The organism is Thiolapillus sp. (assembly GCF_048562965.1).
Lineage (GTDB): Bacteria > Pseudomonadota > Gammaproteobacteria > Chromatiales > Chromatiaceae > Thiolapillus > Thiolapillus brandeum_A.
Genome location: NZ_JBHNMF010000060.1, coordinates 1 through 11,510, shown reverse-complemented (window position 1 = coordinate 11,510; position 11,510 = coordinate 1). Strand labels below are relative to the sequence as shown.

Below are 11,510 nucleotides of genomic sequence, written 5' to 3'. Positions count from 1 at the left end.
AATGTCATTGGCAGTTCACCCCTTGGGTGAAATCATGAAAATCACTGGAACTGCAATTTTACGCGATTATCATCGGGCGAACGACTTTCAGGTGGCTGCCGAAGTCACGGATTCAGGTTTAAGTATATGGCAAACTGCCGAAGGATACCTGCCCGGACATTGCTGACGGACGCCACTGAAGCTGACAACCAGTACAATCCATTGTTTTTATTGTTTGTTGTGCGACGGGGACAGTAAAACCCCATGCGTCTCCTGCCCCGAAACAGGTTGCTTGTGCACAAGAAAATTTGCCATCCCGCGGCCGCTCTGGTATAAATGCGCGTCTTTTCCGGCCCAATATTGATTATTGAGCCCAATGAACCAGAAATTTTGAGGCCAAGACCATGTCCAAAGTGTGTCAGGTAACAGGTAAACGCCCGGTTACCGGAAACAATGTTTCCCATTCCCACAGGAAAACCCGCCGGCGTTTCCTGCCCAACCTTCATTATCATCGCTTCTGGGTGGAAAGCGAGCAGCGCTGGGTACGTTTGCGTGTAACCGCCGCTGGTATGCGTACCATCGACAAGAAAGGCATTGACACCGTGCTTGCGGAAATTCGCGCACGCGGCGAAAAGGTATAAAGGAGTAGATCATGGCAAAGGCAGTTCGTGAAAAGATTCGTCTGGTTTCCAGCGCCAATACCGGGCACTTCTACACCACAACAAAAAACAAGCGCACCCAGTCCGGCAAGATGGAGATCAAAAAATATGATCCCAAGGCGCGCAAGCATGTGATGTATAAGGAAGGCAAGATCAAGTAAAGCCCGTTTACCGGCTAGCCTAATTCAGCCCCCGCCTGGTGCGGGGGCTTTTGTTTGCCTGAAAAATGATATTTTTTCAGGTATCCGCGAAGCTGGTGATAGCTCAAGCCCAGCATCTGCGCCGTCTGGCGCTGATTGTACCTGTTCTGCTCCAGTGCACGCTGCAACAGGGCTTGCTCATATTCCTGAATATGCGCTTTGAAATCACCGGGAAGCGCTGCCGGCGGTACATTCTCCGGCCAATTTTCAGGAACAGCCGGAGAAGACTGCGCCTCAGCCATCTCCGGTTGGTTTCCTCCAGGGCGCCAGGGCGAGTCGAAGGGATCGAATTCGAACTCAACGATCTGTTCATCCGGCGCCACCCGGTATACAGCCCTTTCCACGACGTTTTTCAGTTCCCTGACATTTCCGGGCCAGTTGTAAGCCAGCATCTGTTCCAGGGCAGTTTCTGAAAAACCGGCAAAGTAGGCTCTTTCCAGCTCTCGCGTCATACCCAGGGCAAACCGCTCTGCCAGCAGAGGAATATCCGATCTGCGGAATCGCAGCGGCGGCAGGGTAATGACATCGAAACTGAGCCTGTCCAGCAGATCCGCACGAAACTCCCCCTTTTCCGCCATAGCGGGCAAATCGGCATTGGCCGCGCCGATTACCCGCACATCCACGGACAGGGTGGCATCCCCTCCAACCCGCTCGAACTCCCCATACTCCACGACCCGCAGCAGTTTTTCCTGCAGCCGCAAAGACATGCTGGCGATTTCATCCAAGAACAGTGTACCGCCATCCGCACGTTCGAAGCGCCCCGTGTGGCATTTGCCGGCACCGGTAAATGCCCCCGGTTCATAACCGAAAAGCTCGGTTTCGAGCAGGGTTTCCGGCAGAGCGGCACAGTTGAGCTTGACCAGCACATTTTCCCAGCGCGGCGAAAGGAAATGCAGTCTGTCGACGGTCAACTCTTTACCAGTACCGCGTTCTCCGATAATCAGCACCGGCTTGGATAGCGGAGCTACACGGGATACCCGCTCAAGGGTTTCCAGAAAGGCAGAGGATTGGCCGACAAGATTTTGATGGGTGCTCATAGCAGAAATGCTAGATCATATTGGTCTTTTTTACCACTTATTGTTTTATTTAACCGCTTTTTAGTATTTTTCATCACTGCCAGGCAAACAGCAAAGTAGAGCGCCAGGGAATTTTTTTATTATTACAATGAGTTAAGCACATCAAGGATTTTTGGCACGATTCCTGATTGGTTATTGGCAAGACAAAACAATTCATCCCCGCTTAAGGAGGAAAGGACATGAAAAACTCAAATAACAAAAAATCAAAGACGATTATCCTGTTGTTCACGGCAGCATTGATGAGCAGCCCTGTTTTCGCCCAGGAAGGCACCGAAGCCAGCCTGAAGGATGAGATCATCCAGCAGGGCAACCAGGCACTTTCACAAATGACAATGGAATTCGGCCAGAATGCTTTCTGGAAAATGCCGAATACCGAACAACTGGCCAGCCAGCTGGATGAACCGGATTTCGCACCGGAAACCGCTGCCACTACGGATTGTGATCAGCAAAACATTTCCGGAGAGGAAAAAAAACACCGAGCACCTCACCGGCAACTACAGGACAACCGGGATAGTTTCACAATAATCCCGATATTCGGCCAGCCGCCACAGCAAACAGGCTGGCTGGCCGGAATCTGAAACAATCACAACAGAGGATCAATAACATGGGAATCTTCAGCCGTCTCCATGACATCATCAACTCCAACATCACTGCGATGCTGGACAAAGCCGAAAACCCGGAAAAAATCATCCGCCTGGTCATCCAGGAAATGGAAGACACGCTGGTGGAAGTACGCTCCGATGCGGCCCGCACCATCGCTGAAAAGAAGAAGCTGCAACGCCATATCGACATCATGCATGCCGAGATCGGCGACTGGCAGCGCAAAGCGGAGCTTGCCCTGTCCAAAGACCGGGAAGACCTGGCCCGCGCAGCACTGAAGGAAAAACACAATCTCGAAAACGCTGCTGCCAGCATGGATATGGAACTGGAGGCACTGGAAGGCCAGCTCGTACAGTTGAACCAGGACACGGCCAAACTCCAGAAGAAGCTGGATGACGCCAAGGCCCGTCACAAGACCATGATGATGAAGCAGAAAACAGTTTCCGGGAGATTGCGTACCCGCGAGAAGCTGCACGATACCCGCATCGATGATGCTCTGTCCCGCTTCGAAACCGTCGAACAGAAAATGGAACACATGGAAGGCCGGGTGGAATCCTTCGATGTGGGGCGTGATCCCACGCTGGAAGATAAATTCGCGGAACTGGAGGCAGAGGATATAATCGAGGATGAGTTGAGCGAACTCAAATCCCGCCTGTCAGAAAAGAAGCAATAATTTTCAGAGGATAGAGTCCCATGAACCCGTTTGAAATGGTCGTTATCATCGTTGCCCTGGGGATTTTGGGCGGCGTCGTCAAACAGTATTTTGACAGCCGGGGAGATATCGAAGCATCCGGCAAGGAACGCCAGCGCATGCAGGCCCGTATCGATGAAATGGAAAACCGTATTCGCGTGCTGGAGCGCATCGTCACCGACGACAACTATGATCTCAAGCGTCAGTTCCGCGACCTGGACGACAAAAAATGAACATCGATTATGACATGCTGCTGGCGCTGCCCATCATCTTTCTGGTGGTCGTCGTACCCCTGTGGCTGATATTGCATTACGCGTACAAAGCCCGGGCCAGCAAAGCCTTGTCCAAGGCTGACGAAGAAACACTGGCCGACTTGTGGGCGCTGTCAGAAAAGCTGGAAAAACGTGTCGATTCACTGGAAACCATACTCGACCGGGAAGCACCCGGCTGGAGAAACAAGCAATGAGCTGCGACTGGGGCTGCCACAACCGTTTCTACCGTGACACGGAAAACAGGAAAATTGCAGGCGTCTGCGCAGGTATCGCCGACTACTTCTCGTGGGACGTGAATGTTGTCCGGGGGCTGACCGTACTTTCCGCCATCATGTTCACATTTGTTACCGTAGGTCTGTATGTCTTTGCAGCCATGTTTCTGCCCGAGAAACCCCGCGACCTCTATGACGATGACAGGGAAGAGAAATACTGGCGTCAGTACCGAAAATCTCCCAGAGAGACACTCTCGACCGCCAAATACCGTTTTCGCAGGCTGGAGCGCAAACTGAACAGGATGGAAGCCTACGTCACGTCAGACCGCTATCAGCTGGACCGGGAACTGCAGGATCTCGATCGCAAACCGGCCCGTTAACCGCATTGGAAACCAACATGTTCAGCAAACGCCCCTGGATCATCTCCCTGCTCCTCGCCGTGGGCCTGGCCACCTGGCTGGCTTCGGGAAGCATCAACGGTGATACGGACAGCGGCAGTGAAAAGCAGGAAGAAAGCAAGACACCGTCTCTGATCAAGGTACGGGTGAAAACCATGCACGCACAGGCGGTCGACCAGAACATCACCCTGTATGGCCGTACCGAACCCAACCGCCGGGTCACACTGAAGGCAGAAGTGGATGGCCGGGTGGTGGAAATTCTCAAGCAGCGCGGCGAGTCCGTCGAAACCGGAGAAGCCCTGCTGAAGATCGCCCTCAACGATCGGCCACAGATGCTGCAGCACGCCCGGGCCGAACTGGCCCAGCGGCAGCTCGAATACGAAGGCGCATCCTCCCTCAACACCAAGGGTTTTCAGGGCAAGGCGGAAGTGGCCCGCAAGAAAGCGCTGCTCAAGGAAAGCCAGGCGCGGGTCGCCGCCCTGCAGCGGGAAATCAGGAACACAGTCATCAAGGCTCCCTTCACCGGCGTCATGCTGGAACGCAACGTGGAAGTCGGTGACTACCTGAGCGTGGGCACCCCTGTCGCCACTGTCGTGGATCTCGATCCCCTGGTGGTGCGCGGTGATGTTACCCAGCGGGACATCCAGCATCTGCACGTGGGCCAGCAGGCCATTATGACCCTCGCCAGCGGCGAGGAACACAAGGGAAAGATCCGCTACCTGTCCAGCGTGGCCGACGAGGACACCAACACCTTCCGCGTGGAAGTCGCCCTGGACAACGCCGATGGGCACCTCCTCGGCGGCCTGAGCGTGGAACTGCAGATCCCCCTGGAGCAGATTCAAGCCATCAAGATTACACCCGCACTCATGGCCCTCAACGAAGCCGGTGTCATCGGCATCAAATGGGTGAAAGACGGCGAGGTGCAGTTCACGCCCATCGACGTGGTGCGCAGTGATACCGACGGCACCTGGATCCGCGGCCTGAAAGACGAAGTGCAGGTCATCACCGTCGGCCAGGCTTTCGTCCGTGAGGGTGACAAGGTGGAAACCAGTACCGGCAAACCCGGAGCGTCCTGAGCATGGACAGGCTCATCGACTGGGCGCTGGTGCACAAGCGCACCATGACCCTGCTGTTCCTGCTGCTGCTCACTGCAGGTTTGTCCGCCTGGCTGAGCATTCCCAAGGAAGCGGAACCGGACATCACCATCCCCTATATCTACGTGTCCATCTCCCACCCGGGCATCTCGCCCGAAGACGGCGAGCGCATGCTGGTGCGGCCCATGGAGAACGAGCTCAAGGCCATACAGGGCGTCAAGGAAATGACTGCCAACGCCGGACAGGGACATGCCTCCGTCACCCTGGAGTTCGTGGCGGGCTTCGATCCCGACAAAGCCCTGGCCGACGTACGCGACAAGGTCAACGTGGCCAAGGCCAAGCTTCCCGATGAAACCCGTGAGCCGACGGTACATCCCATCACCATGGCCGAGGAAAACCCGGTGATCACCATCAGCCTGTCCGGCCCTGTGCCCCAGCGGGCACTCATCGAACTGGGACGTCATCTGCAGGACAAAATCGAAGGTCTCAAGGAAGTGCTGGAAGTGGAACTGGGCGGCGACCGTCGCGACCAGCTCGAAGTCGTTCTCGACCCCCTCGCCATGGAAAGCTATGGCCTGGACCAGCAGGACATCTATTCCCTGGTCTCGCGCAACAACCGGCTCATTGCCGCCGGCTCCCTGGACACGGGCAAGGGCAGTTTCGCCATCAAGATCCCCAGCGTATTCGAAGATATCGAGGACATCCTCAACCTGCCGGTGAAGACTCACGGCGACCGCGTGGTACGCTTCCGGGACGTGGCGTCGGTGCGGCGCAGCTACACCGATCCCCACAGCTTCGCCCGGCTCAACGGCGAGAACAGCGTCACCCTGGAAGTGAAGAAACGCGCCGGGCAGAACATCATCGAAACGGTCACCCACACCCGGGAACTGGTCGAAAAGGAACGCGAGAAATGGCCCGACCATATTCGCGTCACCTACACCAACGACAACTCTGAACAGATCAGCTCCATGCTGCGCGACCTGGAAAACAACGTGCTGTCCGCCGTACTGCTGGTGGTGATCGTCATCATCGCCTTCCTCGGCGCCCGTACCGCCCTGCTGGTGGGGCTGGCCATCCCCGGCTCCTTCCTCAGCGGCATCCTGATTCTTTCCACCCTGGGCTACACCGTCAATATCGTGGTGCTCTTCGCCCTGATCATGGCCGTGGGCATGCTGGTGGATGGCGCCATCGTGGTCACCGAATATGCCGATCGCCTCATGAGCGAAGGCGAAAAACCCGAAAAGGCCTACGGCGCCGCAGCAAAACGCATGTCCTGGCCCATCATCGCCTCCACGGCCACCACCCTGGCCGCCTTTGCCCCGCTGATCTTCTGGCCGGGCATGATGGGGGAATTCATGAAATACCTGCCCATCACCCTTATCGCCACGCTCAGCGCCTCTTTGTTCATGGCGCTGCTGTTCGTGCCAACCCTCGGCGCCATCATCGGCAAACCCCGGCCGGTCAGTGACAGCAGCAGGAAACGCCTGCTGCAGATGGAAACGGGAGACATTCTTTCCCTCGGCGGTTTCTCCGGCCTCTACGTGAAAATCCTGCACTTCGCCACCCGTCACGCCTGGAAGATGCTGCTGGCCACCATCCTGTTTTCCGCCGGGGTGTTCATGGCCTACGGTGCCTCCAACCTGGGCATGCAGTTCTTCCCGGACGTGGAGCCCGAAGGCGGCAACATTACCGTGCGCGGCTACGGCGACCTGTCCATCTGGGAAAAGGACAGCCTGATGCGCGAAGTGGAAAACGCCCTGCTGGACATGCCGGAGATCGAAACCCTGTACGTGCGCACCGGCGGCCAGAACCGCATCGGACGTATCCGCTACAACCTGGTGGACTGGAAGGAAAGGCGCAAGGCTGCTGAAATCATCAAGGAAATGAAGCAGCGTACCGCACACATTTCCGGCATAGAGATCGAGATCGGCAAGGACGAATCCGGGATCGGTGGTGGCAAGGATCTGCAGATCCAGCTCAGTTCACGCTTTCCGAAAAAGCTGGATGCAGCCGCCGCGAAGATCCGCAAAGCGCTGGAAGCCAATCCCAAGGTCACGGACATCGAAGACAGCCGCCCCAAGCCGGGCATCGAATGGCAACTGGAGATCGACCGCACGGATGCAGCCCGTTTCGGTACGGATGCCGCCAGCGTAGGCAGCATGATACAAATGATCACCAACGGACTGAAGGTGGGGGAATACCGCCCCGATGACGTGGACCGGGAACTGGACATTCGCGTGCGCTTCCCCACCGACAAGCGTTCCATCAACCAGCTGGACCGCATACGCCTGCTCACAGACAAGGGCCTGGTGCCCATCAGCAATTTCGTCCAGCGCAAGGCCGTGCCCAAGGTGGATACCATCCGGCGCGTGGATGCCCGCCGGGTGATCACCGTCAGCGCCAACATGAAAGAGGGCGAGCTGCTGAGCCTGGAACTGCCACATCTGAAGGAACAGCTCAAGACTCTGGGGCTGGACCCTCGCGTGGAAATCGAGCTCAAGGGCGAAAACAAGGAGCAGGAATCCTCCCAGGCATTTCTCGAAAAGGCTTTCCTCATCGCCCTGGTGGTGATGGCCATCATCCTGGTCACCCAGTTCAACAGCTTCTACCAAGCCTTCCTCATCCTCAGTGCCGTGCTGTTCTCCACCGTGGGCGTGTTCCTGGGACTGCTGATCTTCCAGAAACCCTTCGGCGTGGTCATGTCCGGTATCGGCGTCATTTCCCTAGCCGGCATCATCGTCAACAACAACATCGTGCTCATCGACACCTACAATGTGCTACGGCGCAGCGGCATGGAAGCCACCGAGGCCATCCTGCGCACCGGCGCCCAGCGTCTGCGCCCGGTGCTGCTGACCACAGTCACCACCATACTGGGTCTGCTGCCCATGGTGCTGGAGATCAATATTGACCTGTTCACCCCCAACATCGACATCGGCAGCCCCTCCACCCAGTGGTGGTCGCAGCTGGCCACGGCGGTGGCCGGTGGACTGGCCTTCGCCACGGTGCTGACCCTGGTCATCACTCCCTGCATGCTGGCTCTTTCCGCACGGCGGGCAGAGAAAAAAGCCACCCGCCGGCGCAAGTCTGCTAACCTTTCGGCAGAAGCCATCAACAACGCCTGATAATCCCGGTCTTGAGCAGCAAATCTCCCCTACGTCTGGTTCTCGCCCTGCTGACGGGCATCGCCCTGCTGTTCCTGCTGCTGCTGGGCATCCTGCTCACCGACACCCTGGTCAACATCTGGCACAACTTGCGCGAAGCGCCTGCCTGGCTGCAACTGGTGGTGGTAACACTGTTGCTGCTGTTCTCCCTGTTCTCAGGCTGGCTGGTATGGCGGGTCATGCGGCCGAAACAACCCCTGCGGCAAGTGGACGAACTGGAACCCGTCGACCGTGAAACCCTGGACAGGCACCTGGATACCGCCCGTGAAAAGGGGCTGGATACCTCATCGGCCGAACAGGAACTGCAAAAACTGGAACGGCGGCGCGAAGCAGGCAGCATCCATGTCGCCCTGTTCGGCGAGATCAGCAGCGGCAAGTCCAGCCTCATCAAAGCCCTACTCCCCGATGCCCAGACCGAGATCAATGTCACCGGGGGCACCACCCAGGATGTCCATGAATACCGCTGGCGCAGCCCCGCCGGTGACGAACTGGTGCTCACGGACATGCCTGGTCTGGACGAAACCGGGGGCCATCTGGACAGCCTCTCCCGCCAGGAAGCCCTGCGGGCCCATGTGGTGATCTATATCGTGGATGGCGACCTGACCCGCAGCCAGGCAGAAGAATTGCAAGCCCTGCTCAAACTGGAAAAACCCACGCTGGTCGCACTGAACAAGATCGACCGCTACAGCGATGCCGACCTGGAACGGGTGCGCCAGCAGCTGCAGGAAAAAGTGGATCGTCTGGGCAAGGCGGATGTCATTCCCATCAGCACCGGCGGACGGCGGCAGGTGACGCGCATCCTTCCGGATGGCAGGGAAGAGCAGATAGAACGGGAACTGCCCCCCAAGGTGGATGCTCTGCAACAGGCCCTGCAACGCATCATCGACAGCCACAGCGACACCCTGGACAGCCTGCGCGACAGCGCCGTCTTCGTCCTGGTCAAACAAAAGCTCAACCAGCAGCTGCAGATTCATCGCCGGGAAGAAGCGGAAAAACTGGTTTCCGGCTATGCCAGAAAAGCCGTCGCCGGTGCCATTGCCGCCATGACCCCCGGAACGGACATTCTCATTCAGGGCTTTCTTGCCACCCAGATGATCAAGGACCTGTCCAGGCTGTATGATATACCGGTACGCAAGGTGGATCTGGACCTGCTGCTGGAGCTGATTCAAAAACGCGTGAGCAAACAAACAACCCTGCTGCTGGCCGTAGCAGGTAATGCCCTCAAGGCATTCCCCGGTGTGGGCACGGTAGCCGGCGGACTATTGCACGCGGTGGTCTACGGTTTTCTGTTCGATGCCCTGGGCAAGAGTATTGCCGCATCACTGGACAGCCGTGGAGAACTCCACCCATTACAGGTAGCCAACCAGTTCGAGGATCAACTTGGTGAAGATATTAAAACGTCTGCAGTCCGCTATGCCCGAATGGCTTTCCAGGAAGTCAGAAGCGCCAGCAAGGACGACTGAAGCCAGCGAAGCAGATCATCTCGACCTGGCCCAGGAAAGCCTGGACGCCCTGGTAAACGACAAACGCGTTCCTCCGGAGGTTCGCGAGTCCCTGATGCAGGATTACGAGGAGGTCCAGGCCATGCTTGACCGCCTGGAACACGGTCATCTGCATATCGCCGTGTTCGGCCGGGTCAGCGTGGGCAAGTCCGCCCTGCTCAACGCCCTGCTGGGTGAACAGCGCTTCAGCACCAGTCCCCTGCATGGCGAAACCACGAAGGCCGAACGCGGTCAGTGGCAGGAGTATGAAGACGGCGGCGTGTTTCTCATCGACACCCCCGGCATCAACGAAGTGGACGGCGAGGCCCGGGAACAGCTGGCGCGGGAAGTGGCGGGACGGGCCGACCTGGTGCTGTTCGTGGTCGATTCCGATCTCACCGAAACCGAAACCCGGGCCCTGCGGGAGATCGCCGCCCTGCATCGCCCCATCATACTGGTGCTGAACAAGAGCGACCGTTACAGCCCTGCAGAACGCCAGACCCTGATCGAATCCATCACCCGCCATGCCGCAGGCATCGTCGAGCCTCACAACATCGTCCTGGCCAGCGCAGATCCCGCGGAGCGCCTGGTCATTCGTGTGGACGAATCCGGTGAGGAACAGGAAGAATGGCAGCGCCCTGCCACCGATATCGCGGCAGTCAAGGAACGCCTGTGGGACATCCTGCAAAACGAAGGCCAGACCCTAGCCGCTCTCAACGCCTCCCTTTTTGCCAGTCAGCTCAGTGACCAGGTGGGCGAGCGTATTCTCGAAGCCCGGCGTGAGCTGGGGCAGAAGCTCATCCGCAAATACTGCACCGCCAAGGGCGTGGCCGTGGCCCTGAACCCGGTGCCGGTCGCCGATCTGGTGGCTGCCGCCGTGGTGGACGTGAGCATGATCATGCACCTGTCCAAGCTCTATGCCCTGCCCCTGACGAAGAACGAAGCCGGAGACCTGATCAAGACCATCGGCGCGCAGATGGCCCTGCTCATGGGCACAGTATGGGCAGTGCACTTCATCTCTTCGGCGCTGAAACTGGGATCAGCGGGTCTGACCACCTTGCTCACCGGCGGCGCCCAGGGCGCCGTGGCCTACTACAGCACCTGGATCGTGGGCCAGGCGGCCGAGCATTATCTGGCACAGGGAAAATCCTGGGGCGAAGGCGGACCCAAGCTGGTGGTGCGGGAGATACTGGACAACCTGGACCGGGATTCCATACTCAGGCAGGCGAAAGCGGATATCCGGGCAAGGTTACCAAGCGTGTCTTCGGCCTCGTGATAGATTTTGGGACATCCCAGCCCCCAAAATCGACTCGGCCTTTGACAACCTATTGGTGCCCCAGCCGTCCTGGTCACCAAGCACTGCGCAACAACTTCGCAAGCTCGTTGCTGCTCCGTACTTGTCTCCCAATGACTGGACGCCGCGTTCGGAGGCCTACTTTGTTTTCCCTCTGGCGCAAGGCACGCAGGGAAAACAGTGCGGTCTCGCGGCTACTGGGGACTACCAGCCTTCGCTTCGCTCTCCATGGCTGGCAGCGAAGGTAATGCCTAGCAAACATCTGTAACGATACCGTTTATTCCCCACCTCTTACCGGCCACAAGTACATCGCAGATTTTTTTCCGTCATACCCGATGATAGTGCCCCAATATTTAAGATCTACAATCTCGGCTTTACGCTCAGCACCATCTA

General features: G+C 57.7%; 13 protein-coding genes. 12 read left to right on the top strand and 1 reads right to left on the bottom strand.

Annotated elements, in window-relative coordinates; all coding sequences use genetic code 11:
- Positions 1-383: 383 nt before the first annotated feature.
- Both rpmB and rpmG read left to right on the top strand, forming a co-directional pair.
- Positions 384-620: a 50S ribosomal protein L28 gene (rpmB, locus tag ACOCD2_RS05475; RefSeq protein ID WP_293645587.1), complete on the top strand. Its 237-nt coding sequence runs from the start codon at positions 384-386 to the stop codon at positions 618-620.
- An 11-nt stretch (positions 621-631) separates the two neighbouring features.
- A complete protein-coding gene (gene rpmG / locus ACOCD2_RS05470) occupies positions 632-799 on the top strand; it encodes a 50S ribosomal protein L33 (RefSeq protein ID WP_293645585.1) in 168 nt (55 codons plus the stop codon).
- A gap of 14 nt (positions 800-813) precedes the next feature.
- Here rpmG and pspF read toward each other — a convergent pair whose 3' ends face one another.
- Entirely contained in the window at positions 814-1,875 is a 1,062-nt protein-coding gene (pspF, locus tag ACOCD2_RS05465; RefSeq protein WP_293645583.1) for a phage shock protein operon transcriptional activator, read from the bottom strand.
- Between the two features lie 218 nt (positions 1,876-2,093).
- On the opposite strand from pspF, the gene ACOCD2_RS05460 reads away from it, so the two are divergent.
- From ACOCD2_RS05460 to ACOCD2_RS05415, 10 genes are read left to right on the top strand one after another with little or no spacing between them, the layout of a single operon-like run.
- Positions 2,094-2,492: a hypothetical protein gene (locus tag ACOCD2_RS05460; protein ID WP_293645581.1), complete on the top strand. Its 399-nt coding sequence runs from the start codon at positions 2,094-2,096 to the stop codon at positions 2,490-2,492.
- A gap of 26 nt (positions 2,493-2,518) precedes the next feature.
- On the top strand, positions 2,519-3,187 hold the full coding sequence (gene pspA, locus ACOCD2_RS05455; protein ID WP_293645579.1) for a phage shock protein PspA: 669 nt from the start codon (positions 2,519-2,521) through the stop codon (positions 3,185-3,187).
- Positions 3,188-3,207: 20 nt separating this feature from the next.
- Positions 3,208-3,438 (top strand): hypothetical protein, encoded by a 231-nt coding sequence (locus tag ACOCD2_RS05450; protein WP_293645577.1) that lies wholly within the window; start codon positions 3,208-3,210, stop codon positions 3,436-3,438.
- Positions 3,435-3,671, top strand: a complete 237-nt coding sequence (gene pspB, locus ACOCD2_RS05445; RefSeq protein ID WP_293645575.1) for an envelope stress response membrane protein PspB — start codon at positions 3,435-3,437, stop codon at positions 3,669-3,671. The genes ACOCD2_RS05450 and pspB overlap by 4 nt, the downstream gene beginning before the upstream one ends.
- Entirely contained in the window at positions 3,668-4,069 is a 402-nt protein-coding gene (pspC, locus tag ACOCD2_RS05440) for an envelope stress response membrane protein PspC (protein ID WP_293645573.1), read from the top strand. The genes pspB and pspC overlap by 4 nt, the downstream gene beginning before the upstream one ends.
- Before the next feature lie 17 nt (positions 4,070-4,086).
- Entirely contained in the window at positions 4,087-5,163 is a 1,077-nt protein-coding gene (locus ACOCD2_RS05435; RefSeq protein ID WP_293645572.1) for an efflux RND transporter periplasmic adaptor subunit, read from the top strand.
- 2 nt (positions 5,164-5,165) lie between these two features.
- On the top strand, positions 5,166-8,303 hold the full coding sequence (locus ACOCD2_RS05430) for an efflux RND transporter permease subunit (protein WP_293645571.1): 3,138 nt from the start codon (positions 5,166-5,168) through the stop codon (positions 8,301-8,303).
- An 11-nt stretch (positions 8,304-8,314) separates the two neighbouring features.
- Positions 8,315-9,805 carry a GTPase gene (locus ACOCD2_RS05425; RefSeq protein ID WP_293645570.1) on the top strand — a complete coding sequence of 497 codons (1,491 nt, stop codon included), beginning with the start codon at positions 8,315-8,317 and terminating at the stop codon, positions 9,803-9,805.
- Positions 9,726-11,099 carry a GTP-binding protein gene (locus ACOCD2_RS05420; protein ID WP_293645568.1) on the top strand — a complete coding sequence of 458 codons (1,374 nt, stop codon included), beginning with the start codon at positions 9,726-9,728 and terminating at the stop codon, positions 11,097-11,099. The genes ACOCD2_RS05425 and ACOCD2_RS05420 overlap by 80 nt, the downstream gene beginning before the upstream one ends.
- Positions 11,096-11,365, top strand: a complete 270-nt coding sequence (locus ACOCD2_RS05415) for a hypothetical protein (RefSeq protein ID WP_293885265.1) — start codon at positions 11,096-11,098, stop codon at positions 11,363-11,365. Before ACOCD2_RS05420 ends, ACOCD2_RS05415 begins: the two co-directional genes overlap by 4 nt.
- Positions 11,366-11,510 lie beyond the last annotated feature (145 nt).